Origin of the sequence: Flagellimonas aquimarina (genome assembly GCF_003149745.1) — a bacterium.
GTDB classification, from domain to species: domain Bacteria; phylum Bacteroidota; class Bacteroidia; order Flavobacteriales; family Flavobacteriaceae; genus Flagellimonas; species Flagellimonas aquimarina.
The window spans coordinates 436,190-462,768 of the sequence record NZ_QGEG01000002.1 but is presented as its reverse complement, the minus strand read 5'-3'; the positions used below and the strand labels follow the sequence as shown (position 1 = coordinate 462,768).

Below are 26,579 nucleotides of genomic sequence, written 5' to 3'. Positions count from 1 at the left end.
TTATGCAAGATATGCTTGTAAGACTTCTTGATTTGCCTGATTGTTCCCAGGATGAAAGACATCTTTTAGAATCTGAAAACATCATTATCAAAAGACCCATAGCTCCAGAAAAAAGCATTATAACAAATTGGGTCGCATCTAATTTTAGTGCTAATTGGGGAGATGAGGTCGATGTAGCCTTTGCTTCTTTACCCGTTAACTGTTTTGTGGCTCAACGAGAACAATCCATTTTAGGCTTTGCATGTTTTGAAAGCACATCTAAAAACTTTTTTGGACCAACGGGAGTATTAGCTTCGGAAAGAGGAAAAAAAATTGGAAAAATACTTCTTATAAAATCACTTAATGCATTAAAAGAGCTAGGGTACGCTTATGCTATAATAGGAGGAGTTGGTCCAGTAGCGTACTACGAAAAAGTGATAAAGGCAAAAGTCATTGAGGAATCTGAAAAAAGTATTTATCAACATCTATTAAAACACCCTAAATGAGCATTGCACAAAAAGACAAAGGCGTATGGGCATGGATACCATTGTTGTATTTTACGCAAGGTATTCCCTATATTCTAGTAGTTACGGTATCTGTTATTATGTACAAGCGTTTAGGCATTGGCAATGCAGAGATAGGGCTATATACTAGTTGGCTTTACCTACCTTGGGTAATAAAACCATTATGGAGTCCCTTGGTAGATTTAAATGGAACCAAAAGAAAATGGTTTCTGGGCATGCAATTTATTGTTGCACTGTCTTTTTTGGGTATTGGTTTGTTTCTCCCTTCAAATTCCTTTTTTGTCATCACCCTAGCCTTCTTTTGGATGGCCGCTTTTGCCTCCGCAACCAATGATATAGCTTCAGATGGGTATTATATGATTGGTTTAACGCAAAAAAAACAATCATTTTTTATTGGGCTTCGAAGTACTTTTTACCGTTTGGCCATGGTAACAGGACAAGGACTACTGGTTATATTTGCAGGTTTTCTTGAACATAAATATGGAGACAATACAAAAGCTTGGTCAATGACCATGATCTGTGCTGCTGTTTTAATGATCATTTTGACCATTTCCAATTTTTTTGTAACACCCAAATTTGAAGTATCACAAAACAAAACAACCGAAAAACCAACTAGTTTTTTAGAGGTCTTTTCCAGTTTTTTTAAAAAGAACCAAATCTGGGTGGCCATACTGTTTATCCTTACTTACAGATTGGGCGAATCGCAATTGGTTAAAATGGCTTCTCCTTTTTTATTGGATACTTTGGAAGTAGGAGGCTTGGGGTACTCCACAGAAGCGGTGGGAACCATATATGGTACCGTTGGCATCATCATGCTTTCAATTGGTGGTATTGTGGGTGGAATTCTAATTTCCAGAGATGGGTTGAAAAAATGGATGCTTCCAATGCTATTGGCTCTAAATTTACCAAACGCGCTCTATGCTATTCTTGCCGTCACTCAATCTACAAGTCTATTTGCAGTAGTAGGAACAGTGGTCATTGAACAGTTTGGTTACGGATTTGGGTTTGCGGCTTTCCTCATTTACCTCATATATGTTGCCGAAGGAGTCTCTAAAACTTCGCATTATGCCATAGCTACAGGTTTTATGGCCTTGGGAATGATGATTCCTGGGATGTTGAGCGGATATATTCAAGAATGGTTGGGGTATGATGGATTCTTTCTCTGGGTAGTCATTGCGGCACTCCCGGCGTTTTTGGTTCTTAGGTATTTAAAATACCCAGAAGATTATGGTAAAAAAACCAATGTAAGCGATGCCCAATAGTCTACCTTCCTATTCCAGTGCAACAAAAGAACTAACCCTAAAACAAAAAGTTGGTCAATTGTTCATGCCTGCTGCATTTATAAATGATAGTGAGGAAGAAATTCAAAAGATTGAAAACTCAATTAGGACAAATAATATAGGGGCTGTTTGTTTTTTTCATAGTAGAGCAAGTGCTGCCACCAATTTTGAAGGCAAAAAGAAAGTAGTTTACAATGATGATAGTTATGTAAGATTAAAACATCTTATTTCTAGGTATCAAAAAGCTGCAAACGTTCCTTTACTCATTGCAATTGATGCGGAATGGGGCTTGGCCATGCGTATAGAAAAAACACCGCAATACCCCTATGCAATTACCTTAGGTGCCATACAAGATAATAACGATTTAATTTTTGAAGTTGGAAAGCAAATAGCACTAAACTGCAAAGAAGCAGGTGTTCATTGGAATTTAGCCCCAGTAGTAGATATTAATAATAATCCAGCAAACCCAGTTATTGGATATCGATCTTTCGGTGATGATAAAAACTTGGTTTTAACAAAGGCTGAGGCCTATGTAAAAGGGATGGAGAGTGTTGGGGTTTTAGGCGCGCTTAAACATTTTCCCGGGCATGGCGATACGGCCACCGATTCACATCTGGGCTTACCTATAATCAACAAATCAAGAGAAGAATTATTGGAAAATGAGCTATATCCCTATCAGAAGCTCATAAAAAAAGGTGTTGATGCAGTGATGATAGGCCACTTATCTGTCCCTGGGTTGGACGATTCTGGAAATCCGTCCACGACCTCATCAAAAATCATAACCGACTTGTTGAGAACAGATATGGGGTTTGAAGGTGTTATTATTTCGGATGCCTTGAACATGCACGCCGTATCAAAAAAATATAAGGAAAAAGGTATCTTGGAGGCTACTGCCTTTATAGCGGGGATGGATGTGATGTGCTTCTCTGAAAACTCAAAAGAAGGGATTGAAAAAATAACTTCCAGTGCTACAGAAAAAAGAATTGAAGAAAGCTTTAAAAGAGTTTGGAGGTTAAAAGAACGAGCTTTTTTAGACACTCATGAAGAAAAGAATATCAACCTTCAATCATCAGAGTTAAACAAGAAAATAGCGGAGCACAGCATTACGGAGCTTTTTGGAAACCTAGATGTAACAAAAGAAATCCGAACAAATGATTTCCTCAACATTTCATTGAAAAATCAAGTAGAAAATGTTTTCTCCAAAAAAATTGAAGAGAAATTTGGTCAAAAACACCATCAAATAGAGACCACCACAATGGACACGGTAAAGAGCTTAGTATCCAAACACAAAAATGTTGTTTTAGCGCTCTTTCCTCCATCCATGAAACCAAAAAACAAGTTCGGAATTGATGAAAAATTGTTGGAATTCATCAATTCTTTAACAAGCAAAAAAAATGTGTTGATCTATCTCTTTGGAAACCCTTATGTACTTGATTTACTAAAGTTTAAATCCAATACAAATGTTATGGTAGTTTATCAAGATTTTTCAGAATTCCAAGAAGTTGCTTACCAACATTTTGATGGAAAAATAGAGGCTCGTGGAAAACTCCCCATAACACTTAAAACCTTTCAAGTATGAAATCAGATATCATTTCGTCATGGGAAAAGAATGCTTCTGAATGGATTAAGGTAATTCAGGATAATCAGATTCCTTCCAGAAAATTCACCAACAAGGCAATTTTGGAAACCGTTGCCAGTCTTGATTGTAAAAAGTTAGCGGACATTGGTTGCGGTGAAGGGTGGCTTACACATGAAATTAGCAAAATGGGGCGCCAAGCTATTGGCTTCGATGCCATAGAAGATCTGATTGTCGAAGCCAAAAAAAAGCATTTGGGCAATTATCATGTGCTCACTTTTGAGGATATCATAGAGGGAAAGCCTATTCCCAATGCCCCTTTTGATGCAGCTGTTTTTAATTTTTGTCTTTATTTGGAGGAAGGGCTACAAGAGCTTCTGGAAAATACACTAAAGTCCATTTCGGATAATGGATTCATCATAATTCAAACCTTGCACCCATTTTTTCTGATACAGAATGAACTTCCATATAAGAGTCAATGGCTATCTGATGCTTGGAAAGGTTTACCTGGTAATTTTGAAGATGGTCATTCTTGGTTTGCCAGAACATTTGAAAATTGGCTAGATGTACTTGGAAGGTTTAAAAGCGTGAAGATAAATTTTCAAGAAGTATTGAATAAAGATGAAAAACCTATTTCATTAATCATTAAAATCGAAAAACAATAATGGAAAAATACAAGGTTCTAGGGTTAATGTCCGGTACTTCTTTAGATGGTTTGGATCTAGCCTATTGTCATCTTTGGCTAAACAATGGTAATTGGGAGTTTTCCATAGAAAACACTAAAGATGTTAGTTATACGGAAAAAATGAGGGACTACCTTAAAAATGCAATTCACCTATCCGAGCAAGACCATGATCAATTGCATAAGGACTATGGCATATGGTTAGGAGAACAAGCTAAGAGTTTTATTGAACAACATAATTTAGAAGTCGATTTTATTGCGAGCCATGGGCATACCTCTCATCATAGGCCAGAAGAGGGTTTTACTTTTCAGTTGGGGGATGGACAGTTGCTAGCCGATGGCAGTGAAAAACAAGTTGTATGTGATTTTAGAACCAAAGATGTCTCCTTAGGAGGACAAGGCGCTCCATTGGTCCCCATTGGGGATCGATTGTTATTTCACGATTATGATTTTTGCCTGAATTTAGGAGGGATAAGCAATATTTCTTTTGAGAAAAACGGGGAGAGAATTGCATACGATATTGGGATGGCCAATATGCCTTTAAATTATGTTACCCAAAAAATGGGATTGGCTTATGATGAAGGGGGCAAGCTGGCCAGAACCGGAAGGGTAGATAGACCATTGGCCAGAAAGCTTAACCAATTAGCGTATTACAAGCTACCCTATCCTAAATCTACAGGTTACGAGTTGTTTACAGAGGAGATTGTTCCTTTGATTAAAGCTTCTGGAGCTTCTCATATTAATTTGCTTCATACATTTATCCATCATAATTGCGAACAAATTGCCATAGAAATCCACAAACATGCCACAAAACAACGTAGTAAACTATTTGTAGCAGGAGGTGGGGCTCTAAATCATTTTTTTATAGACACGCTTAAAGAAAAACTTGGAGCATCAATAGATATTGTTATTCTTTCCAAAACGTTGATTACGTTTAAGGAAGCTTTGGTTTTTGCCTTAATGGGAGTACTTCGTCTGGAAGGTAAAATCAACGTGCTTAGCTCGGTAACTGGGGCGAGAGAAGATTCCTGTAGCGGAGAGGTTTTTTTCCCTAAAAACTCCTAGGCCGCAGCAATTCTTTTTGGTTTTTTAACCATCATCAATGTAAACAAAGAAAACAGGCCACAGACGGCTAAGCCAACAAAGAGTGGCCAAACACTGTCCTTTACAAAATCTCCTATAAATGTTGCGATAGGAATTGCCAACAAGGTAGAAACAAAACCATTAATAGCTGCTCCAATTCCTGCAATATGACCTATAGGCTCCATAGCAATGGAACGGTAGTTTCCCCACATGAAACCTAAACAGAAAAACTGCGCCGAAAGAAACGCAACCAACACAAAAATACTGGGGTTGGGTGAATTCCAAAATAGGAATGTGTACATGATTGCTATAACACAAAAAGCGATAAGCGCCAACCGTGAAAGCTTACGCATGCCAAATTTCATTACCAAGGTGCCATTTAACAATGTTGAAAGCCCTATAGAAATTGCCAGTCCAGCAAAAATATAAGGAAACGCCTCTTTTAATCCGTATTGATTTTCAAAAACATGCTGTGCGGCACTTAAATACACTAAAAAAGCTCCTGTCACCATGCCAGACATTAAGGTGTAAACGATAGTCTCCCTGTACTTTAAAAACTCTTTGGCGCCATCAATAAACACAGTACTGGAAATTGGAATCTTATATTCTGGGCGAAGCGTTTCAGCTTGCCTCTTCCAAAACCAAAAACAGACAACGAGCCCAAAAATTAACTGGATGTAAAAAATTGCTTTCCATCCCAAACTATCAAGAATGATTTTCCCAATTGCCGGTGCCACAACTGGTATTAAAATAAAGAAAGCAACCACAAAGGACATCACTTTGGCCATATAATCTCCTTTATAGGTATCCCTAATAATGGATATTGCAAGTGTTCTAGGGCCCGAAAGACCAATTCCTTGCAAAATTCTACCTAAAACCATTATTTCAAGAGAAGGAGCAAACAAGCAAATTATGCTCGCAATAACAAACAAGGTAAAACCCAAATAAACCATTGGTTTTCTCCCATAACTATCGGATAATGGTCCAAAGAACAATTGCCCAACTCCAAGTCCCAAAAAAATCATGGTGATTAACAACTGGTTATCTATTGGGTCAAGACTATTTATTGCCACTCCAATGTTTGAAATAGCGGGTAGAATAGCATCAATGGCAAGTGCCACAATTGACATTAAAGCAGCCATTAAAGCTATAAACTCAAAATTGGGTTTCTGGGTTTCTTTTTGCATTGTGCAAAACTAGGCATACCCAGCTTAGCGGTGAAGCTTTTTAAGAGGTATTTATATTATATTTATACAAGTCCGTCAGCTAGAAATACCAGCAAATCAAAGGGGAATGTTCCCGTGCTTTTTCTTTGGTGTCTGTACTTGTTTTTTCTCCAACATGGCAAAAGCCTTCAATAGTTTTCGCCTCGTATTTTTGGGAAGAATTACCTCATCTATAAACCCTCTTTGAGCTGCTCTGTATGGGTTTGCAAACTTTTCCGCATACTCGGCCTCTTTTTCAGCTAATTTTTCTACTGGATCCTTTGCTGCTGAAATTTCTCGTCTAAAAATAATCTCACTAGCTCCTTTTGCGCCCATTACCGCTATTTCTGCATTGGGCCATGCAAAATTGAAATCAGCTCCTATGTGTTTGGAATTCATAACATCGTAAGCGCCGCCATATGCTTTTCTGGTAATAACGGTGACTCGCGGTACCGTTGCCTCGCTTAGAGCATACAAAAGCTTTGCTCCATGCATGATAATACCGTTCCACTCTTGATCTGTACCGGGCAGGAAACCAGGAACATCCACTAAAACCAACAGCGGAATATTAAAGGCGTCGCAAAAACGGGTGAAACGAGCCGCCTTTCTAGAGCTTTGCACCCCTAGTACCCCCGCCAAAAACATAGGTTGGTTAGCAATAATTCCTATACTTCTACCTCCTAATCTTGCAAAACCAACTATTATGTTTTCTGCATAATCCTTATGGATTTCATAAAAAGTATCCCTGTCTATAATCCCATTGATTACATCATGCATATTATAGGGCTTATTAGGATTATCAGGCACCATACCCGATAGTTCCTCTCTTACTTCATCTGCTAACTTATATGCTTTTGATTTTGGTAATTCTGTATTGTTTTGAGGCAAATAGTCCAAGAGGTTTCTAATATCATCCAAACAAGTGGCATCATTGGAAGAAGTTTTATGAGCAACTCCAGATTTTATGGCATGTGCGCTGGCACCTCCCAATTCTTCCGATGTTACCTCTTCATTGGTCACCGTTTTTACCACATTAGGACCAGTAACGAACATATAGCTGGTCTCTTCTACCATCACAATAAAATCGGTCATTGCTGGCGAATACACGGCACCACCTGCACACGGCCCCATAACTGCAGATATTTGAGGGATTACTCCTGATGCCTGCACATTTCTGTAAAATATATCGGCATACCCACCAAGAGACCTAACTCCTTCTTGGATTCGGGCACCACCAGAATCGTTCAATCCAATGATCGGTGCACCCACTTTCATGGCTAAATCCATCACCTTACATATTTTTTCAGCATGGGTCTCAGACAGGGCACCTCCAAAAACGGTAAAGTCCTGTGCATAAACATAAACCAATCGCCCATTAATGGTTCCATAGCCCGTTACCACACCATCTCCATAATATATTTCCTTTTCCATACCAAAATCAGTGGTACGATGGGTTACCAGGACTCCCATTTCTTCAAAAGAGCCTTCATCCAACAAATATTGTATTCGTTCCCTGGCAGTTAATTTTTTCTTTTGGTGTTGCTTTTCAATTCGTTTTTCGCCCCCTCCTAAATGAGCCTGAGCTACTTTGTCCTTTAATATTTTTATTTTGGAATCCATACGAATTAGTTTGAAGGTAATTTTACTGTTTTTTGGTCTTCTAGGTATTGATACAGGGCCACCATAGCTGCTATTTCCGCCTCATCCTTATTTTCTTGTTCAAGAATTTCAGGAGAATAATAGTTTTTTACAAAATGAGTGTCAAAATTCCCTGACCTGAATGCATCATGTTTAAAAACGAAAGTTCCAAAAGGCAGTGTGGTCTGTACTCCTTTTACTTTGTAGTTTTGAATAGCATCAAGTATTAATTCAATTGTCTCTTCTCTTGTTTCACCGTATGTAATCAATTTTGAAAGCATTGGGTCATAATAAATTGGAATATCCATTCCTTCTTCAAAACCATTGTCAACCCTTATTCCTTCTCCCACTGGTAACTTATAAACTTCCAAATTACCAACACTGGGCAAGAAGTCGTTCAAGGGATCCTCTGCATAAACCCTTAATTCCATTGCATGACCATGTATCTTTAAATCTTCTTGTTTTAGAGGTAGCTCTTCTCCCCTAGCGACTTTTATTTGCAACTCTACCAAATCAACTCCAGAAATCAATTCTGTAACCGGATGCTCCACCTGTAACCTGGTATTCATCTCTAAAAAGTAGAAGTTTAAATCAGCGTCCATTAAAAACTCCACCGTACCTGCTCCCACATAATCGCAAGCTTCAGCAACTTTAGTTGCAGCTATACCCATTTCTTGCCTAAGTTCTGGAGTCAATACTGAAGAGGGAGCTTCTTCTACAACCTTTTGATGTCGTCTTTGGATACTACATTCCCTTTCAAAAAAGTGTAAAACATTACCATGGGTATCTGCCATTACTTGAATCTCAATATGTCTAGGGGAGGTCACATATTTTTCCACAAAAACGGAACCGTCGCCAAAGGCGGATGTGGCTTCGCTAATGGCTCGTTTCATCTGAGACTCAAGGTCCTCTTCCTTTTCAACAATTCGCATCCCTTTTCCCCCTCCTCCAGCAGAAGCCTTTATTAAAACTGGATATCCAATCTCATTTGCAATTTCATGTGCTTTGGCCACATCGGTTATGGCTTCATCAATACCAGGTACCATGGGAATATTATATGCTTTTACAGCTTCTTTGGCTGCCAGCTTGCTACCCATTATCCGAATGGCCTTGGATTTTGGACCAATGAAAGTAAGTCCTTTCTTTTCCACAGCTTCTGCAAAATCTGCATTTTCACTTAAAAAACCATATCCAGGATGGATTCCATCAACGTTTAGTTTTAAAGCTACTTCAATGATTTTATCCCCTAACAAATAAGATTTGTTAGATGGTGCCTCTCCAATACAGACTGCTTCATCTGCAAAACGGACATGCGGAGCATTTCTGTCGGCTTCTGAAAACACCGCTACGGTGCTTATCCCCATTTTCTTTGCGGTCTTCATAACCCGTAAGGCAATTTCTCCGCGATTTGCAATCAATATTTTTTTCATAGTTGACTATTGAAATTCAATCAGTAATTGTTTTTTTTCCACAGCTTCTCCCTTTTTTATAGCAATTTTCTTGATCACACCGTTTCTTGGAGAAGTAATAATATTTTCCATTTTCATCGCTTCCAAAATCAACAACTGATCATCTTCTTTAACCTCTTCTCCCTCTTTAACCAGTATGTCCAAAATCAAACCTGGCATTGGAGCGGCTATGGAATCTATGTTTTTAGACCCATTAGTGGCGAAACCCATTTTTTTAATGAGCACTTCCAAAGGAGTGTCTATTGAGATTTGGTGCTCATTACCATTTACTTTTATTGCATAAAACCTATTGTTAAAATCTGTTTTCACAATTTGAATATGGTACGAAATTCCATTTTTTAACAAGTGTAATTTACCATTGCTTGTCTTTAAAATGTCCAAAGCGGAAATATCGTCGTCGGAGAGCTGAAAATCAAAGTTTTCATTGACCTTTATAACATAGGAATTTTCCATAAAAAAAGTTGTTACAGGTTATCTAGATAAATATAAGGTTAAAGCCTTAATCCAATACAAAACTAGCCCTAGAAACTTTCAAGGTTTATGATAAACGTCATTCATTTTTTTATAAATACATACTATCTATGCAAGAATATTAGCTGATTGCAAATCTTATCAAATGCTTACTTTTGAGATTTAAATTATCATTATGCTGATTTTAGGGATTGCCGGTGGTACCGGGTGTGGAAAAACTACTGTGGTCAATCAAATAGTTGATGAACTGCCAGAGAATGAAGTGGGAGTCATTTCACAAGACTCCTATTACAACGATCTTTCCCACTTGAGCAAAGAAGAACGGGAAAAAGTTAATTTTGACCACCCAAATTCCATAGATTTTGACCTATTGATTTCTCATCTTGAAAAATTAAGACAAGGTAAATCAATCCATAAACCTATATATTCTTTTGTTGAGGAGACACGTTTAGAAAAGACTATTTTAACAGCTCCAAGAAAGGTAATGATTGTTGAAGGTATATTGGTTTTAAGTAATCCTAAGCTCCGTAATATGTTCGATATAAAAATATACGTGCATGCAGATTCTGATGAGCGTTTGATCAGAAGATTGCAACGCGATATAAAAGAACGAGGGCATGACCTTGAAAAAGCACTGACCAGGTATCAAACAGCTGTAAAACCAATGCATCAGCAGTTTATAGAGCCTTCAAAAGAATTTGCAGACATCATCATACCAAATAACCACTATAATACCGTAGCTGTAGACATTGTGCGGACCATTATAAATGATAGATTAGGTTAAGTAATGGGCTTTAAAGAAATAAAAAATAAAAAATGGTTTAAAGTTATGACCAATATGTACGTTTTGGTTTTGACCATTTTTGTGATTTGGATGGTTTTTTTTGACACCAATTCTTTGATGATACATTTAGAATTACGGAATGAGGTTAAAAAATTAGAGAAGCAAAAAGAGTTTTTACAAGGTGAGATCAACAAGGACAAAGAGATTCTTGAAAAACTTTCTGACAAAGGTGAACTGGAAAAATTTGCTCGAGAAAAGTATTACATGAAAAAAGAAAATGAAGAGATTTTTTTGATTGAGTACGAGGATAGCTTAAAGACAAAAAAGAATGAGTAAGCAAGGATTGTTTGATGAATTTCCTGAAGTTTCCGCCAAACAATGGAAACAGAAAATTCAATTCGATTTAAAGGGAGCGGATTATAATGAAACTTTACTTTGGGAATCCCTAGAAGGTATAAAAGTAAAACCTTTTTACCATGCCGAAGATGTAGAAAATGTGAAGACCTTTAGACTTCCAAAAGATCACAATTGGAAAATAGCACAAGCTATTTTTGCCGGTGAGTCCAAAAAAGCAAACACCAAGGCCATAGATTGCTTAAAAAGAGGAGCTGAAAGTATACTTTTTACCATTCCAAATGAGAACATCGATTTTAAGGAACTACTTTCTGGAATAGATATAGAACGTACCCCTATTCATCTGGACTTTAAGTTTTTGAATATTGAATCAATCAAAAAACTACTAGAATATACAGATGGGAAAAAGTCGGAAATAACGCTGAATGTTGATTTAATCGGCAACTTAGCCAAAGAAGGGAATTGGTTCTATAGCTTGGAACAGGATCATGCCGTTTTAGAAGAGGTTCATAATCTTACATCTGGTGTAAAGGAAATTACCGCAATTGGTGTTGATACTACTGGGTATCAAAATGCCGGAGCTAATATGGTGCAACAATTAGCTTATGGCTTGGCACATGCCAATGAATACTTAAACCATTTTTCCAATATTACTCCAAACGCACTCAATAGGCCTTTTTCGATAACCTTTAAAGTTGCAACTAGCGGAAATTACTTCTTCGAAATAGCAAAACTCAGAGCGTTAAGATGGTTGTGGCAAAGCCTAACATCAAAATACGGAATTGAAAGTAATTGCCACATTCTGGCAATTCCTTCCAAACGGAACAAAACGTTGTACGATTACAATGTTAACATGCTAAGGACAACATCAGAATGTATGTCCGCCATACTTGGAGGAGCAGATACTGTAGCTAATTCATCGTATGATGCCATTTATCACAAAGACAATGAATTTGGTGAACGTATTGCCAGAAACCAACTGTTGCTGCTAAAAGAGGAAAGTTATTTCAATCAAGTATCAAAAGCTGCCGAAGGAACATATTACATCGAATCTTTGACTCAACAACTTGCAGAAAAAGCATTGGAGCTTTTTAAACAAATTGAAAATTCAGGAGGGTTTTTGAGTGAATTGAAAAAAGGGGTAATCCAACGAAAAATAAAAGAGAGCTCCCAAAAAGAACAACAACTTTTCAATACCAAAGAAATAACATTGGTCGGGACCAATAAATATCAAAACCAGCAAGATCGAATGAAGGATGATTTAGAGCTCTATCCTTTTGTAAAAACCCAACCAAGAAAAACAATTGTAGAGCCTATTATTGAAAAACGATTGGCAGAAGTATTAGAACAAAAAAGACTTGATGATGAGTAGAAAGAATCTTCAGAATCTGTCATTGTCCTCGACGGCAAAACCTGCAGAGACAGAAACCCAAAAGAATTTTGCCGCCGGTATCTCTCCATTTTTGCGTGGCCCATACTCCACCATGTATGTTCGCAGGCCTTGGACCATACGGCAATATGCCGGATTTTCAACGGCAGAAGAAAGTAATGCCTTTTACAGAAGAAATTTAGAAGCCGGGCAAAAAGGGCTATCAGTTGCCTTTGACCTTCCTACTCATAGAGGCTATGACAGTGATAACGAACGTGTAGTTGGCGATGTTGGAAAAGCTGGGGTTGCAATAGATTCAGTGGAAGACATGAAAGTTCTCTTTGATGGAATTCCTTTAGATAAAATGTCAGTTTCCATGACAATGAATGGGGCCGTTTTGCCTATTATGGCCTTTTACATTGTTGCTGCCGAAGAACAAGGTGTTTCCATGCAACATCTATCCGGAACCATCCAAAACGATATACTTAAAGAATTTATGGTGCGGAACACCTATATCTATCCACCATCACCGTCTATGCAATTAGTGGCTGATATTTTTGGGTTTACCAGCAAACACATGCCAAAATTTAATAGTATCAGTATTTCTGGTTATCATATGCATGAGGCCGGTGCACCAGCCGCGTTGGAATTAGCCTATACACTTTCTGACGGAATTGAATACATCCGAACAGGTTTAAAAGCAGGACTTCAAATAGATGATTTTGCACCTCGCCTTTCTTTTTTCTGGGGAATTGGAATGAATCATTTTACAGAAATTGCCAAAATGAGGGCAGGTAGAATGCTTTGGGCAAAATTGGTGAAAAAATTCAATCCAAAAAATGAAAAATCCTTAATGCTACGCACCCATAGCCAGACCAGTGGTTGGAGTTTAACAGAACAAGACCCTTTTAACAATGTTGCCAGAACTACAATTGAAGCTATGTCCGCAGCCTTTGGCGGAACACAAAGTTTGCATACCAATGCTTTGGATGAAGCAATAGCATTACCAACGGATTTTTCGGCAAGAATTGCTCGGAATACCCAAATTTACCTTCAACAGGAAACACATATCACTAAAACCGTTGACCCTTGGGCAGGAAGTCATGCAGTAGAGGCTTTGACAGCACAAATAGCAAAAGAAGCCTGGAGACTTATTGAAGAAGTAGAAGAGCTTGGCGGAATGACCAAGGCAATAGAAGCTGGTATTCCAAAAATGAGGATTGAAGAGGCAGCGGCTAAAAAACAAGCAAGAATAGACAGCGCCCAAGATACTATTCTAGGAGTGAACAAATACCGTTTAGAAGATGAGGACGACCTCCAAATTTTAGAGGTTGACAATGATAAGGTCCGTAAACAGCAGGTAGCACAACTACAACAGATCAGAACCAGCAGAGATGAAGAAGCGGTCCAAAAAGCTTTGGATCAAATCACTCTAGCATCCAAGAAAGTAATCAAAAATGACTCCGAGCGAGAAAATTTGTTAGCTTTAGCCATAGAAGCAGCAAAAGCCCGAGCCACCCTAGGAGAAATTAGCGATGCGATGGAAAAGGCATTTGGGCGTTACAGGGCAAAAATCCAATCATTTACAGGAGTGTATTCCAAAGAAATCAAAAATGACGCAAGTTTTGAAGAGGCCAAAAAAATGGCGGATGACTTTGCTTTGGAAGAAGGAAGAAGACCAAGAATTATGATAGCAAAAATGGGGCAAGATGGGCATGACCGTGGAGCAAAAGTAGTTGCCACCGGTTATGCAGATCTTGGTTTTGATGTAGACATTGGTCCACTTTTTCAGACCCCAGCGGAAGTAGCAAAACAAGCTGTAGAAAACGATGTTCATATTCTAGGAATATCTTCTCTGGCAGGTGGGCATAAAACTTTGGTTCCTGAAGTAATCCAAGAGTTGAAAAACTTTGGAAGAGAGGACATTATGGTCATTGTTGGAGGCGTCATTCCTAAACAAGATTATGAACACCTACTAAAACATGGTGCGGTTGCGGTATTCGGACCAGGCACAAAAATCAGCAGTGCGGCTATTGAAATCTTAAAGATTTTAATGGACTAAAACCACTTAACATCCTAATTACTAAAACTTTAACTTTCTTTAACGCTCAATGTTAAGGTTATTCACCTAGTGTTAACAAAATACATTTTTTAGCATCCTAAATAATCGTATTTTTAGCCTCTAACTTACTATGAAATGGGCAAGATTATTGCTATTGCAAATCAGAAGGGTGGAGTAGGTAAAACGACCACTACCGTTAACCTAGCTGCCTCGCTGGGTGTATTGGAAAAAAAAGTATTGCTAATTGATGCAGATCCCCAGGCCAATGCAACATCGGGTTTAGGTGTTGATGTGGACAGTATAGAAAAAGGAACATACCAGTTGCTGGAACATACCAAGACAGTGGATGATGTAATTATATCAACAGATTCTCCAAATGTGGACCTTATTCCGGCTCATATTGATCTTGTAGCAATTGAAATAGAATTGGTTGACAAGGACAACAGGGAGTACATGTTGAAAGAAGCTCTTAAAAATTTGGGAGATAGATATGATTTCATTTTAATTGATTGCGCTCCTTCTCTAGGTTTGTTGACTTTGAATGCTCTTACTGCGGCAGATTCAGTTATGATTCCAATACAATGCGAATATTTTGCTTTAGAAGGCTTAGGAAAGCTATTGAACACAATAAAGAGCGTTCAAAAGATTCATAATAACGATTTGGATATAGAAGGTATGTTGTTGACCATGTATGATTCAAGGTTGCGACTTTCGAACCAAGTTGTGGAAGAAGTTAAAAAACACTTTGCGGACATGGTTTTTGACACCATAATCCAAAGGAATGTTAGGTTGAGTGAAGCGCCAAGTTATGGTGAAAGCATTATAAAATACGATGCCAGTAGCAAAGGCGCCACAAATTATCTAAACCTGGCCAACGAAGTATTGAAGAAAAATAAGGAGAAAGTTTAAATGGCGAAGGCAACTAAAAAGCAGGCTTTAGGAAGAGGTCTCTCCGCTCTATTGAAAGATCCAGAGAATGACATTCAATCAGTTTCGGATAAGAATGCGGATAAGGTCATTGGCAATGTAGTTGAGTTAGAGATCGATTCTATTGAGGTAAATCCTTTTCAACCACGTTCCAATTTTAATGATGAAGCTCTTAAGGAGCTTGCAAGTTCAATTAGAGAATTGGGAATTATCCAACCTATAACGGTAAGAAAGCTCGATTTCAACAAATTTCAGTTGGTTTCTGGTGAAAGAAGGTTCAGAGCTTCTAAGTTGGTAGGGTTAAAAACTATTCCATCTTATATTCGTATTGCAAACGATCAAGAATCATTGGAAATGGCCTTGGTGGAGAACATACAACGCCAAGATCTGGACCCTATCGAAATTGCACTATCGTATCAACGACTTATAGATGAGATTGAGGTTACCCAAGAAAAATTAAGTGATCGTGTAGGCAAAAAGCGTTCTACCATTACCAACTATTTGCGTTTACTTAAACTACACCCCATCATTCAAACAGGAATGAGAGATGGTTTTGTGAGCATGGGTCATGGTCGGGCTCTTATCAATATTGAAAAGAAAAAAGACCAAATCAATATTTACGAAAAAGTGGTTTCTGAAGGGCTTTCAGTCAGAGAAACAGAGCATTTGGTGAAAGCATATAAAGAATCAAAAAACGGAAACCCTGCTGAAATAAAAAAAACAACCTCTAAAGAAGTTCCAAATTTTGTCAGCAAAGGCATGGATGCTTTAAAGCAACATCTTTCCACCAAAGTTGATATTACCACCTCTCAAAATGGAAAAGGCAAAATTGTGATTCCCTTTCATTCTAAAGAAGAATTTCAGCGTTTAAGAAAACTATTGACAGGTGGTGAGTAAACGCTTTTTTTTACTATTTTTTTCATTGCTTTTTGTGCAGTTTTCTTTTTCCCAAGAAGATGAAGTAGTACCGCGTCCCAATGAAATAGATTCATTGGCGCAAGATTTGGAGGGTGATGGCATTACAATTCAAGAGGTCACATATCAAAAGAAAAGGATAAATCCACTTGCGCCCAGTAAAGCCGCATTTTACTCGGCCATACTGCCGGGATTAGGTCAAATTTACAACAAGCGCTATTGGAAAGCCCCTATAGTTTGGGGAGCCATTGGAACAGGAATTTATGTCTATTCCTTCAACAATACAGAGTATAACAAGGCTCGAGATGCATTTAAGAGAAGACGGACCGGTTTTACAGATGATGAATTTTATGACATTAACGGTGACGGAAGCGGTCCAGATATCTCTGATGATGCTTTGCAAGATGCACAAGAGGCCAGACAAAGAGATAGAGATTTATCTTTACTGGTTACCATAGCGCTATATGCACTAAACATAATAGATGCAAATGTAGATGCACATCTTAAACAATATAATGTTGATGATGATTTATCTCTTGATTTTAAACCTTATTTAGACCTTAACCCCCTGACCAATAGTCCAAATTACGGAATTGCTCTGGTGGTAAAATTTTAGTTTATGAATATTGGATTGTTTGGATATGGGAAAATGGGGCAAATGATTGAGCAAATAGCTCAAGACAGAGGGCATTCCATAGTTGCTAAGATAGATGTGGAGACAGAAGAAGTAGATTATAAAAAGATTGATATTGCTATTGACTTTAGCACTCCAGATGCTGCATTTAATAACATAACCACCTGTTTTGAACAGAATATCCCCGTTATTTCCGGGACTACTGGATGGTTATCAAATTATGATAAGGCAGTGCGTATCTGTAATGAGAAAAATGGAGCATTTATATATGCCTCCAATTTTAGTTTGGGCGTTAATGTTTTTTTTGAATTAAATTCATATTTGGCCAAAATGATGTCCAATTTAAATCAATATAAGATTGAAATGGAGGAAATTCATCATACCCAGAAATTGGATGCACCAAGTGGCACAGCCATCACATTGGCAGATGGAATTGTAGAAAACACTGAGTATACTGGATGGGAATTGGATAAATCTGACGAAAAGAAGATTCCAATCACCTCTAAGCGTGAAGGATCCGTGCCAGGCACTCATTCCATTTCATACAATAGCATGGTAGATAGTATTGAAATTAAACATACTGCCCACGGTCGACAAGGTTTCGCATTAGGGGCCGTTATAGCTGCCGAGTGGATCCAGGGTAAAACTGGTGTGTTTTCTATGAAAGATGTGTTAAATCTTAACTAAAAAAAGTAACAACAATATAGACTTGCAGTCTTACAAATAAATTTCTTTATGAACGGTACACAGTGGATCATTTTTATTTTAGTTGTACAAGTCATACATTTTTTAGGCACTTGGAAACTCTATGTAAAAGCAGGAAGAAAAGCATGGGAAGCAGCAATTCCAATATACAATGGTTTTGTTTTAATGAAAATAATAAACAGACCTTGGTGGTGGGTTTTACTGTTGTTCATTCCAATTATCAATCTATTGATGTTCCCTGTTGTCTGGGTAGAAACCATAAGAAGTTTTGGAAAAACCAAACTTTTGGATACATGGCTGGTTATTCTAACACTTGGGTTTTACATCTATTATGTAAACTATGCGGAGGATGTAAAATATATTGAAGACCGAGACTTAAAACCAAGAACAGGCCTAGGAGAATGGGTAAGCTCCATTGTTTTTGCCATTGTTGCTGCAACCTTTGTTCACACCTATTTTATTCAGCCATATGTAATTCCTACAGGTTCATTGGAGCGCACCCTTAGGATAGGGGATTTTTTATTCGTAAGTAAGTTTCATTACGGCGCAAGAATACCGATGACCACATTGGCTCTCCCAATGGTTCATGATACCATTCCCGGCCTAAAAAAGAGATCCTATGTAGCAGATGTTGATCCTGCAACATATAAAACCTCATGGAAGAATAAACTACAGTTACCCTACATGCGCCTTCCAGGATTCAACACCATCAAAAAAAATGATATTGTTGTCTTTAGCTTGCCGTCAGACACTTTGTACCAATTTTTTAAGGCAGAAAAAGCCGTTAAAAAGCCAATAGATAAAAAATCCAACTATGTTAAGAGATGCGTTGGAACCCCTGGGGACTCGTTGGCAGTCATAGACGGCTTTGTTCATATCAATGGGAAGAAATTTCAACTTTCAGATAGAGCAAAAGTGATGTACGATTATACCATTTATTCGCAAAAGGGGGTCTCCAGTAGATTGCTGGCCGAAGTTGATGCTTCAGATTACCTTAGAAAATATATCACCCCTAGCCTAAACCAAAATCAATATGATGCGCTATCCGGTTTTGCTCTGGGCGCTAACCAAACTCCAGATGGCAAAATTGAACTAATAACAAGGGAAAAAGGTATTCCTACTGCTGTTATAAGACAGTTAAGATTGTCCCTGACCGAAGAAAAACCAAGGTCAAGAATTGCGAATTTAACCGATGAAATGGTTACAACTTTGCAAAACAACCAAGATATAGATTCGGTAGTAAGAACAAATGAAGGTAAAGGAGTTTATGCAGGGGCTTACCCTCAAAAACCGAATTTTTATCCATGGAACAATGACAATTTTGGCCCTATTTATATTCCCAAAGCGGGCGCCACCGTTAAAATAGATCACAAAACGATACCACTTTACAAAAAAATAATAAGGGACTACGAATACAATGATGTAAAAGTCACCGGACAAAAGGTACTGATCAATGGGAAAGAGGCGACCTCTTACACATTTAAGCAAGACTATTATTGGATGATGGGTGACAATCGTGATCACTCAGAAGACAGCAGAACATGGGGGCATGTTCCAGCCAACCATATAGTTGGAAAGCCAGTATTTCTATGGTTAAGCTTTGATAATTTTAATGATGGCCTATTAAAATGGCGCCCTCGTTGGGATCGTATTTTTACCACCGTTGGCGGCAGTGGACAACCAGTGTCCTATCTGAAGTACTTTTTAATTGTACTTGCAGGGTGGTTCGTATTTGACTTTTTTAGAAAACGGAGAAAAAAGAATTCTTGAGTTTATTAATTCACCCTACTTATTTTCCTAACATTGCTACTTTTTCCCTAATTGCTCAAAAGAGCATTATTTGGGAAGCATGCGATAATTTTCAGAAACAGACCTATAGAAATCGCTGTTATATCTGTACTGATCAAGGGAGACATATGCTCAATATCCCAATAAAACACCTAAAGGGAAAGCAAGACCATCAAAAATATCATGAGATTGAAATGGATAATAGTTTCAATTGGCAAAAACAACATTGGCGAACTTTGGAAACCGCTTACAGAACATCTCCTTTTTTTGAGTTTTATGAAGATGATCTAAAACCATTATTTGAAGAGGCTAAAGGTTCTCTTTTTGATTTTAATCTAAAGACGATAAAAACCATAGCTGATTGTTTGGGCATTGAAACACCAACAAAAAAAACCACTATGTACAAACTATCACCTTCTAATAATGCTGATGTTAGATTCTTAGCAGAGTCAAAAAGGAAGTTAAATATTGAAATGGTTGAGTATTCACAAGTTTTTGAGGAAAGACATGGTTTTATAGGCAACCTTAGCATTTTGGATTTATTGTTTAATGAAGGAACAAATGCACTTGCGTATTTAAAAAATCAATCCTTGAACTTTTTAGATGCTTAGGTTCGTCATCCATTATGGTATTCATTTTATTGTTCCCATTCTAATAGGGATTTTATTTTTTAAGGACAATAGAATTAAGGTAATACTTATTCTTTTAGCAGGAATCGTAATTGACCTGGATCACATTCTTGCTGAACCAATATTTGACCCAAACCGTTGCAGTATCAATTTTCACCCATTACATGGCTACTGGGCCATTATGCTGTATTGTATTCTTCCTTTTTTTAAACAAACCAAAATTATAGGTTTGGCCCTTATCATCCACATTATTGCGGATGTAATGGATTGCTTTTTAATCTGATTTAAGGCGAAGTGTAGCCATGACCGGATAATGGTCAGACAATTTCTCATCAAAGTTTTTATGTGAGACAACTTCAAAAGCCGGATCAGAAAAAATGAAATCTATCCGAATAGGGAATCCCAGTAAATCGTATGTACGTCCAAATCCCCTTCCTTTTTCCAAAAAAGAATCGGTCAACCCACCTTTAATAGTTTTATATATGTTGGAATATTGCGTGTTATTAAAGTCTCCCACCACAATTTTTTTATAATGATTTTCTTCCATGTTTTGCCTAATTAAATTGGCCTGCTCATATTGCTTAAGCATAACTCTTTCAGATTTGGCAAGTAATTTAGATGATTCCTCACTTCTTATTGCGTCAATCTGAGGTATTATCCTAAACGACTGCAAGTGAATGTTATAAACTCTTATCGTGTCTTTCTTATATAAAATATCAGCATAAATAGCACTATTTGAGCTTTTTGGAAAATTAATAGAATCAATAGCTATAATTGGATATTTTGAATAAACTGCCTGAATTACTTTGGTAGCTGGAACTCCATAAACATGATCAACATATTCATATTTGTATTGACTCAATGCTTTACTTCTTTTCATTCCATAAAAACATTCCTGAAAGCAAAGAATATCTGGGTTCTTTTTTGTGACGAATTCCAGTATGAGACTATCAACATTTTCAGTATTTAACTGTCCATGGTCATTAAAATTCCTAGAGTTGAAAGACATTATGGACAAATCTTTGACATTCACATTTTTCTCTTTCTTAGAAAATTGATAAAAAGGTCCTAGGATAACATACCAAAGTAAAAGCAGTACAGCAGATAACAAAAAATGTCTTTTCTTTCTAAGAGACCAATAGAACAAAAATCCAATATTGGCATAGACCAAAAATGGCACAACTAGACTAATTGCAGAGATCGTTGGCATGAAAGTAACTGAAACATACGGCACCAGAAATGAGATGGTGGTCACCAGAGCACAAAGTATATTTGTAAGGTAAATAGCTTTATCAAAAAAGGGGAGTTGTTTCACGTACTAATTCTCTTTACCCGCTTTAAACAAAAAGTCTTTTTCATCCTTGGATAGGCTCTCATAGCCAGACTTACTTATCTTATCCAAAATCGCATCTATTTTACGTTGATGAGCTTGTTTATCATAATCAGCTGAACTCTTACCTTTTGTAGCATTCTTTTTGTAAACTGTTTTAAGGGGTCCTTTTTTTTCTTTGGTTTTAAGTAATTGAACTGCCGCTTCTCTAAACTTGGTAAAGCCAGAACCAATATCATTTCCGTTCAACAGCTGTCTTGCGTATATGTATCCAAGTAGTGCACCTCCCAAATGCGCCAATCTTCCACCCACATTTCCGCCATAGGCAATTTGTATCAAATCAACCAAAACAAAAAATACTCCTACGTACCAAAGCTTTACATTAAAGAAGATAATGCGTACTTCTTGATTTGGTATATAAGCACATATAAAAATTAATACAGCCGTAACTCCTGCCGAGGCACCTATCAAAGCCGTGTTTGTATTTAACAGGGTTGGAAAAACATTATAGCTGAGCAAGAAAATTAGTCCCCCAACAATAACCCCTAAAAAGTACACATTGATAAAACGTTGATTATCAAAAAGGTTTAGAAAAATTCTACCGGCAAAATAGAGCATGATCATATTCCAAAAGATATGACCCAAACCAGCATGAAAAAAAGAGTATGTGACTATAGACCATGGTTGTCCAAAAAATTCCATGAAATCTTTAGGTAACTGAAACCATTCAGACACTGAATTGCCAAGTAAAGCCAAAGACAGCCCATCTAAAATAAAGACCAGAACATTGACCGTAATCAGTTTTTCAGCAATGTTGAGCCTAGCAAAATTATATTTTAATCCACCGTGTGCCATAGCCTAATTCCAACGGTTTTGGTTAAACTGATTTTTCTTCCAATACCACATCATAATGAAGCCAATTAACGCTCCTCCAATATGGGCAAAATGGGCAATCCCTGTATTGATATTGCCAATTCCAAAGAATAGGTCCGCCGCCAACAACAAAGGCACAAAATACTTCGCCTTAATGGGCACAGGCAAAAATATCAGCATCAATTTTGCTTCTGAATACATAAATGCAAATGCCACCAAAATCCCATAAATAGCACCAGAAGCTCCAACAGCCCTTCCATAAAATGCATTTCCAAAATTGTCTATTACTCCTGAGGGAACATATTCTTTAAGCTTGTTTAAATTAGCTCCATAAGGGCTTTGAAGAGCTTCCATCATTTGAGATTTCTCAAATCCAGCTCCAATTAATGCATTAATCCCTTCATTAAAATAATAATAATTTACGCCTGTATACAACAGCGCAGATCCAAGCCCTGCTGAAAAATAAAAGAACAAAAACTTGTTCCTGCCCCAAGCTTGCTCCAAAGGAGTTCCAAATGCCCATAATGCATACATATTAAATACAATATGCATAAGGCTGCCGTGCATAAACATATGGGTAATTATTTGCCACCATTCAAAGCTAGTATTCTTAGGAAACCATAGGGACAATAACTGATACATTTGATCCCCATATAATTGTGTGGCCACAAATAAAATCACGTTGATAATCAACAAGTGTTTTACAGCCTCCGTTAATCTACCCATTTAATTAAACTTTTTTTCAATATCTCCTTCAGAGATTATGGTGTATGTCATTTTTTGGGACGGACTCAATGAAGGTTCCTTACAACCGAACAAGTCATTCACCAAACCTAATTGTGAATCTTTATCCAGTATTTCCCCCGTTTTCACCGCCAGGTTTTTAGAAAGTGCCTTGGCCAACAATTCTGCTTGAGAAATTGAGTTCCCATCAAACCCTTCCTTGTAATCTGCTATTAAACGATCCAATACCATGCCAATTCCGCTTTCGGAAATAATCAAGGGTACGCCTGTCACTTTAACAGTCTCTTCTTCCAAGTTTTCAAAAGCAAAACCAACATTTACCAGACTCTCTTTGATCTCTTTTAAAATGGTCAATTCTTGTTTACTGAAGGTGAGTTCCAAAGGAAATAATAGTTGTTGGCTAACACCTTCTTTTACAGTGATTTCAGTTAGAAATTTTTCAAAAAGCACCCGTTCATGAGCGCGATTTTGATTAACGACCAGCATACCAGATTTAATGGTACTGACTATATATTTTCTTCTAAGCTGAAAAGTGGTGCCAACGTGCTCTTGTGATTCAGTATCAGAATAAAATGTTCCTTGTACTTCTGTGTCCGATTCAATTTCTATACTGCTAAAATTATCTGTACCTAGTTCGGCGTTTAAGCCTTCATATAGGTTCTCCCACCCTTTTGTGCTTGTTTTTTGGTATCTAGATTTAGGGCTTGTACTTTCTACTGTTTCTTGAAAAGGATTAAAAGAAGCGTCTATGGTAACTTTTGGCAACACAGCGCCTTTTTCCTTGTATGCGTAAGGTGTGTCAAGGTTAGGGTCATGTTCAAAATCCAGAACTGGAGCTACATTAAACTGTCCTAGGCTATGTTTTATTGTTGAACGAATAATTGCGTACATAGTATTCTCATCATCAAACTTCACTTCTGTTTTTGTGGGATGTATGTTGATATCTATAGATGCTGGATCTACATCTAAAAACAAAAAGTATCCAGGATACAGGTCAGACTTTATAAGCCCTTCAAACGCTGCCACCACGGCATGATGCAAATATGGGCTTTTTATATACCTATTATTGGCAAAGAAGAACTGCTCTCCCCTACTCTTTTTGGCAAATTCCGGTTTACATACAAATCCAGAAATTTTAACCACTTCAGTCTCTTCGTTGACAGGTACCAAACGATCTCCCATTTTATTTCCAAAAACATTGCTTATTCGCTGTCTGTATTTGGTCTTTGGAAGATTAAATAGTTCTGATCCATTGTTATAGTAGTGAAATTCGATGTTTGGGTGAACCAACGCCACTCGCTGAAATTCATCAGTAATATGCCTTGATTCCACTTGGTTTGATTTTAAAAAATTGCGTCTTGCGGGAATATTAAAAAAAAGGTTTTTAACCGCTATTGATGTTCCCTTGGCAGTGGCAATCACTTCTTGAGACACTATTTTACTGCCTTCAATCTTTAGGTGGGTCCCAACTTCGGCATTGTCCATCCGTGTTTGCATATCTACATGTGCAATTGCTGCAATGGAGGCTAAGGCTTCCCCTCGGAATCCTTTTGTTCGTAAATTAAATAAATCTTGCGCCGTCGATATTTTTGATGTAGCGTGCCTTTCAAAAGAGAGCCTGGCATCTGTCTCGCTCATTCCAGAACCATCGTCCACAACTTGTATAAGCGCCTTACCTCCATCTTTTATAATCAATTTGATAATGGTGGCGCCCGAATCTATGGCATTCTCCAATAGTTCTTTTACAACTGAAGCCGGTCGCTGAACCACTTCCCCTGCTGCAATTTGATTTGCGACATGGTCTGGCAAGAGTTTAATGATATCTGCCATTAGGGATTCAGGAATATGGATAAATCAAAGTCAATGATGAAGAGGAATAGCAATATTAAGACACCTACAATAACTATGAAACGAATTTTCAGGTTTTTGTCCCCTTCATTTTTCAAGTCATCAAATGCTGAGGAAAATTTATTTTTTAGGCCTCTTTGCGTATTCGCAGTACTTCTATATTTATCAAGTTTATGTTCTATTTTATACGGATTACCTTCACCTTTATAATAACGTGGTGAATAATTGTAGGTTCTATTTTTTCTAAGTTTTAGAAAATTTCGCATTACATCGTTTTCCGTGTAATCTCAAAGGTACTCAAAATCGAAAAACAGGATTAGGAAGTACTGCCAAAAAATGTTAACAGTCTAACATTGATTTAAGTTTCTATCCTGCCTACTATGGAAAATACAACACTACTTTCCCAATGTTGCCATTTTAATAGCGGCAATAGCGGCTTCAGTCCCCTTGTTACCATGTTTTCCCCCACTACGATCTATGGCTTGCTGTAGGGTGTTATCTGTAAGTACACAAAATATAACAGGTATATCATAAGCAACGTTTAGGTCCTTTATACCTTGAGCCGCTGCACTACAAACAAAATCAAAGTGACTGGTCTCTCCACGAATAACGCTACCAATTGCAATTACTACATCTACTTTCTGGGTGTTGAGCATTTTTTTGGAACCAAAGGTAAGCTCATAAGTTCCTGGAACATTCCATCTAAGAATATTATCTGTTAAAGCTCCACAATCCATCAAAGCCTCCAAGGCACCATTATATAGCCCTTCCGTAATATTATCATTCCACTCAGAAACAACGATCCCAAACCGAAGTTCTTTCGCGTTTGGGATCGTTGTCTTATCGTAAGCAGATAAGTTTTTGTTTTCAGTGGCCATATACCTAATTTTTGGCTAGCCCAATAAGTACATCTATACCATTTGCCTCTTGAGAAGAAGAAAATTCATTTTTAATGCGCTCAAAAAAGCCCAATGCTTTTTCTTTTTGGTTTAAATCCATCGCAATAACACCAGCTTTGTATAAAAATCTTGGTGCCGTATACTCATTATTGCTATGTGCAATCGCTTTTTCGTAATATTCCAAAGCATCTTCATTCTGATTCAATTGCGAAAAAGCATCCCCTATTCCCCCTTTGGCCATGGCACCTAACACGGCGTCGCTCGAAGAAAAGCTTTCTAGATTTGCAATCGCCTCATCATATTGCTGCATGTTCAAATAGGTCATTCCTGCAGAGTATTTAGCAAGATTGGCCGCTTTGGTACCTTTATACTCTTCAATTATGTCCAGAAAGCCATATTTACCTTCTGCCCCATTTAATGCCAAAGTAAACAATGAATCTTTAGCCGTTTCATTTGTAAGCGCTTGATCAAAATATTGTTGCGGATAAAAAAGCTCATTGGCCGCAGATGCTTCTTTTGGTTTTTGAATAAACTCATTATATCCCAAATACCCTAAAACACCAATTGCAATGGCACCAATTGCGCCCAAAATGTAATTCTGGTTTTTCTGAACCCAAGCCTCGGTTTTTGAAGCACTTTCATCCAAGGTACTGAATACCTCTGCCGTTGTACTGTTCTGCTCATCCAACTGAGCTTCTTCAACCTTGTTTTTTGGCTTAAAGCCTCGCTTCTTGTATGTTGCCATTCTTCATTTGATTAATCGCGCAAAAATAAAGTTTTTATCCAAAACCAAAAGGTAATTTATTCGTTA

General features: G+C 37.6%; 26 protein-coding genes. 16 read left to right on the top strand and 10 right to left on the bottom strand.

Annotated elements, in window-relative coordinates; translation table 11 throughout:
- Positions 1–2: 2 nt before the first annotated feature.
- From DKG77_RS08915 to DKG77_RS08895, 5 genes are read left to right on the top strand one after another with little or no spacing between them, the layout of a single operon-like run.
- Positions 3–485, top strand: coding sequence for a GNAT family N-acetyltransferase (locus DKG77_RS08915; protein ID WP_109662288.1), 483 nt, complete (start codon positions 3–5; stop codon positions 483–485).
- On the top strand, positions 482–1,765 hold the full coding sequence (locus tag DKG77_RS08910) for an MFS transporter (protein WP_109662286.1): 1,284 nt from the start codon (positions 482–484) through the stop codon (positions 1,763–1,765). The genes DKG77_RS08915 and DKG77_RS08910 overlap by 4 nt, the downstream gene beginning before the upstream one ends.
- Positions 1,755–3,362 (top strand): glycoside hydrolase family 3 protein, encoded by a 1,608-nt coding sequence (locus tag DKG77_RS08905; RefSeq protein ID WP_109662284.1) that lies wholly within the window; start codon positions 1,755–1,757, stop codon positions 3,360–3,362. The genes DKG77_RS08910 and DKG77_RS08905 overlap by 11 nt, the downstream gene beginning before the upstream one ends.
- On the top strand, positions 3,359–4,024 hold the full coding sequence (locus DKG77_RS08900; protein ID WP_109662282.1) for a class I SAM-dependent methyltransferase: 666 nt from the start codon (positions 3,359–3,361) through the stop codon (positions 4,022–4,024). The genes DKG77_RS08905 and DKG77_RS08900 overlap by 4 nt, the downstream gene beginning before the upstream one ends.
- Positions 4,024–5,106, top strand: coding sequence for an anhydro-N-acetylmuramic acid kinase (locus DKG77_RS08895; RefSeq protein WP_109662281.1), 1,083 nt, complete (start codon positions 4,024–4,026; stop codon positions 5,104–5,106). The genes DKG77_RS08900 and DKG77_RS08895 overlap by 1 nt, the downstream gene beginning before the upstream one ends.
- On the opposite strand, the gene DKG77_RS08890 is transcribed toward DKG77_RS08895, so the two are convergent.
- From DKG77_RS08890 to DKG77_RS08875, 4 genes are all read right to left on the bottom strand, one after another.
- Positions 5,103–6,311: a multidrug effflux MFS transporter gene (locus DKG77_RS08890; RefSeq protein ID WP_109662279.1), complete on the bottom strand. Its 1,209-nt coding sequence runs from the start codon at positions 6,309–6,311 to the stop codon at positions 5,103–5,105. The two genes, DKG77_RS08895 and DKG77_RS08890, sit on opposite strands and share 4 nt — an antisense overlap.
- 96 nt (positions 6,312–6,407) lie before the next feature.
- Positions 6,408–7,949, bottom strand: a complete 1,542-nt coding sequence (locus DKG77_RS08885) for an acyl-CoA carboxylase subunit beta (protein WP_109662276.1) — start codon at positions 7,947–7,949, stop codon at positions 6,408–6,410.
- 5 nt (positions 7,950–7,954) lie between these two features.
- A complete protein-coding gene (locus DKG77_RS08880; RefSeq protein ID WP_109662274.1) occupies positions 7,955–9,397 on the bottom strand; it encodes an acetyl-CoA carboxylase biotin carboxylase subunit in 1,443 nt (480 codons plus the stop codon).
- 6 nt (positions 9,398–9,403) lie between these two features.
- Positions 9,404–9,889: an acyl-CoA carboxylase biotin carboxyl carrier protein subunit gene (locus DKG77_RS08875; protein WP_109662273.1), complete on the bottom strand. Its 486-nt coding sequence runs from the start codon at positions 9,887–9,889 to the stop codon at positions 9,404–9,406.
- Between the two features lie 193 nt (positions 9,890–10,082).
- Between DKG77_RS08875 and udk the strand changes: the two genes are divergently transcribed.
- The 11 genes from udk to DKG77_RS08820 all read left to right on the top strand — a co-directional run bounded on the left by udk (position 10,083) and on the right by DKG77_RS08820 (position 20,357).
- The gene (gene udk, locus DKG77_RS08870) at positions 10,083–10,691 is read left to right on the top strand and encodes a uridine kinase (protein WP_109662271.1); all 609 of its coding nucleotides are present in this window, start codon (positions 10,083–10,085) and stop codon (positions 10,689–10,691) included.
- Between the two features lie 3 nt (positions 10,692–10,694).
- Entirely contained in the window at positions 10,695–11,027 is a 333-nt protein-coding gene (locus DKG77_RS08865) for an FtsB family cell division protein (RefSeq protein WP_109662269.1), read from the top strand.
- A complete protein-coding gene (locus tag DKG77_RS08860; RefSeq protein ID WP_109662267.1) occupies positions 11,020–12,417 on the top strand; it encodes a methylmalonyl-CoA mutase subunit beta in 1,398 nt (465 codons plus the stop codon). The genes DKG77_RS08865 and DKG77_RS08860 overlap by 8 nt, the downstream gene beginning before the upstream one ends.
- Complete coding sequence (scpA, locus tag DKG77_RS08855; protein ID WP_109662265.1) at positions 12,410–14,476, top strand: methylmalonyl-CoA mutase; 2,067 nt, start codon at positions 12,410–12,412, stop codon at positions 14,474–14,476. The genes DKG77_RS08860 and scpA overlap by 8 nt, the downstream gene beginning before the upstream one ends.
- Positions 14,477–14,611: 135 nt before the next feature.
- A complete protein-coding gene (locus DKG77_RS08850) occupies positions 14,612–15,385 on the top strand; it encodes a ParA family protein (RefSeq protein ID WP_109662263.1) in 774 nt (257 codons plus the stop codon).
- Complete coding sequence (locus tag DKG77_RS08845) at positions 15,386–16,300, top strand: ParB/RepB/Spo0J family partition protein (RefSeq protein ID WP_109662261.1); 915 nt, start codon at positions 15,386–15,388, stop codon at positions 16,298–16,300.
- Positions 16,293–16,934, top strand: coding sequence for a DUF5683 domain-containing protein (locus DKG77_RS08840; RefSeq protein WP_417935469.1), 642 nt, complete (start codon positions 16,293–16,295; stop codon positions 16,932–16,934). The genes DKG77_RS08845 and DKG77_RS08840 overlap by 8 nt, the downstream gene beginning before the upstream one ends.
- Before the next feature lie 3 nt (positions 16,935–16,937).
- Complete coding sequence (dapB, locus tag DKG77_RS08835) at positions 16,938–17,639, top strand: 4-hydroxy-tetrahydrodipicolinate reductase (RefSeq protein ID WP_109662258.1); 702 nt, start codon at positions 16,938–16,940, stop codon at positions 17,637–17,639.
- A 48-nt stretch (positions 17,640–17,687) separates the two neighbouring features.
- Positions 17,688–19,427 (top strand): signal peptidase I, encoded by a 1,740-nt coding sequence (lepB, locus tag DKG77_RS08830; protein WP_109662256.1) that lies wholly within the window; start codon positions 17,688–17,690, stop codon positions 19,425–19,427.
- Positions 19,424–20,056, top strand: coding sequence for a WbqC family protein (locus DKG77_RS08825; RefSeq protein ID WP_109662254.1), 633 nt, complete (start codon positions 19,424–19,426; stop codon positions 20,054–20,056). The genes lepB and DKG77_RS08825 overlap by 4 nt, the downstream gene beginning before the upstream one ends.
- Positions 20,049–20,357: a DUF6122 family protein gene (locus DKG77_RS08820; RefSeq protein WP_109662253.1), complete on the top strand. Its 309-nt coding sequence runs from the start codon at positions 20,049–20,051 to the stop codon at positions 20,355–20,357. Before DKG77_RS08825 ends, DKG77_RS08820 begins: the two co-directional genes overlap by 8 nt.
- On the opposite strand, the gene DKG77_RS08815 is transcribed toward DKG77_RS08820, so the two are convergent.
- From DKG77_RS08815 to DKG77_RS08785, 6 genes are all read right to left on the bottom strand, one after another.
- On the bottom strand, positions 20,349–21,389 hold the full coding sequence (locus DKG77_RS08815) for an endonuclease/exonuclease/phosphatase family protein (RefSeq protein WP_109662251.1): 1,041 nt from the start codon (positions 21,387–21,389) through the stop codon (positions 20,349–20,351). The genes DKG77_RS08820 and DKG77_RS08815 overlap by 9 nt on opposite strands.
- Positions 21,390–21,392: 3 nt before the next feature.
- Complete coding sequence (locus DKG77_RS08810; RefSeq protein WP_109662249.1) at positions 21,393–22,259, bottom strand: rhomboid family intramembrane serine protease; 867 nt, start codon at positions 22,257–22,259, stop codon at positions 21,393–21,395.
- A 3-nt stretch (positions 22,260–22,262) separates the two neighbouring features.
- Positions 22,263–23,003 (bottom strand): rhomboid family intramembrane serine protease, encoded by a 741-nt coding sequence (locus tag DKG77_RS08805; protein WP_109662247.1) that lies wholly within the window; start codon positions 23,001–23,003, stop codon positions 22,263–22,265.
- Positions 23,004–24,851 (bottom strand): DNA mismatch repair endonuclease MutL, encoded by a 1,848-nt coding sequence (gene mutL, locus DKG77_RS08800; protein WP_109662245.1) that lies wholly within the window; start codon positions 24,849–24,851, stop codon positions 23,004–23,006.
- Between the two features lie 413 nt (positions 24,852–25,264).
- Positions 25,265–25,747, bottom strand: a complete 483-nt coding sequence (ribH, locus tag DKG77_RS08790; protein ID WP_109662242.1) for a 6,7-dimethyl-8-ribityllumazine synthase — start codon at positions 25,745–25,747, stop codon at positions 25,265–25,267.
- 4 nt (positions 25,748–25,751) lie between these two features.
- Entirely contained in the window at positions 25,752–26,513 is a 762-nt protein-coding gene (locus tag DKG77_RS08785; protein ID WP_109662240.1) for a tetratricopeptide repeat protein, read from the bottom strand.
- Positions 26,514–26,579: the final 66 nt, after the last annotated feature.

Coding starts and splice junctions, on each gene's coding strand:
- DKG77_RS08915 (WP_109662288.1), top strand. CDS start 3: ATGCAAGATATGCTTGTAAGACTTCTTGATTTGCCTGATTGTTCCCAG.
- DKG77_RS08910 (WP_109662286.1), top strand. CDS start 482: ATGAGCATTGCACAAAAAGACAAAGGCGTATGGGCATGGATACCATTG.
- DKG77_RS08905 (WP_109662284.1), top strand. CDS start 1,755: ATGCCCAATAGTCTACCTTCCTATTCCAGTGCAACAAAAGAACTAACC.
- DKG77_RS08900 (WP_109662282.1), top strand. CDS start 3,359: ATGAAATCAGATATCATTTCGTCATGGGAAAAGAATGCTTCTGAATGG.
- DKG77_RS08895 (WP_109662281.1), top strand. CDS start 4,024: ATGGAAAAATACAAGGTTCTAGGGTTAATGTCCGGTACTTCTTTAGAT.
- DKG77_RS08890 (WP_109662279.1), bottom strand. CDS start 6,311: ATGCAAAAAGAAACCCAGAAACCCAATTTTGAGTTTATAGCTTTAATG.
- DKG77_RS08885 (WP_109662276.1), bottom strand. CDS start 7,949: ATGGATTCCAAAATAAAAATATTAAAGGACAAAGTAGCTCAGGCTCAT.
- DKG77_RS08880 (WP_109662274.1), bottom strand. CDS start 9,397: ATGAAAAAAATATTGATTGCAAATCGCGGAGAAATTGCCTTACGGGTT.
- DKG77_RS08875 (WP_109662273.1), bottom strand. CDS start 9,889: ATGGAAAATTCCTATGTTATAAAGGTCAATGAAAACTTTGATTTTCAG.
- udk (WP_109662271.1), top strand. CDS start 10,083: ATGCTGATTTTAGGGATTGCCGGTGGTACCGGGTGTGGAAAAACTACT.
- DKG77_RS08865 (WP_109662269.1), top strand. CDS start 10,695: ATGGGCTTTAAAGAAATAAAAAATAAAAAATGGTTTAAAGTTATGACC.
- DKG77_RS08860 (WP_109662267.1), top strand. CDS start 11,020: ATGAGTAAGCAAGGATTGTTTGATGAATTTCCTGAAGTTTCCGCCAAA.
- scpA (WP_109662265.1), top strand. CDS start 12,410: ATGAGTAGAAAGAATCTTCAGAATCTGTCATTGTCCTCGACGGCAAAA.
- DKG77_RS08850 (WP_109662263.1), top strand. CDS start 14,612: ATGGGCAAGATTATTGCTATTGCAAATCAGAAGGGTGGAGTAGGTAAA.
- DKG77_RS08845 (WP_109662261.1), top strand. CDS start 15,386: ATGGCGAAGGCAACTAAAAAGCAGGCTTTAGGAAGAGGTCTCTCCGCT.
- dapB (WP_109662258.1), top strand. CDS start 16,938: ATGAATATTGGATTGTTTGGATATGGGAAAATGGGGCAAATGATTGAG.
- lepB (WP_109662256.1), top strand. CDS start 17,688: ATGAACGGTACACAGTGGATCATTTTTATTTTAGTTGTACAAGTCATA.
- DKG77_RS08820 (WP_109662253.1), top strand. CDS start 20,049: ATGCTTAGGTTCGTCATCCATTATGGTATTCATTTTATTGTTCCCATT.
- DKG77_RS08810 (WP_109662249.1), bottom strand. CDS start 22,259: ATGGCACACGGTGGATTAAAATATAATTTTGCTAGGCTCAACATTGCT.
- DKG77_RS08805 (WP_109662247.1), bottom strand. CDS start 23,003: ATGGGTAGATTAACGGAGGCTGTAAAACACTTGTTGATTATCAACGTG.
- mutL (WP_109662245.1), bottom strand. CDS start 24,851: ATGGCAGATATCATTAAACTCTTGCCAGACCATGTCGCAAATCAAATT.
- ribH (WP_109662242.1), bottom strand. CDS start 25,747: ATGGCCACTGAAAACAAAAACTTATCTGCTTACGATAAGACAACGATC.
- DKG77_RS08785 (WP_109662240.1), bottom strand. CDS start 26,513: ATGGCAACATACAAGAAGCGAGGCTTTAAGCCAAAAAACAAGGTTGAA.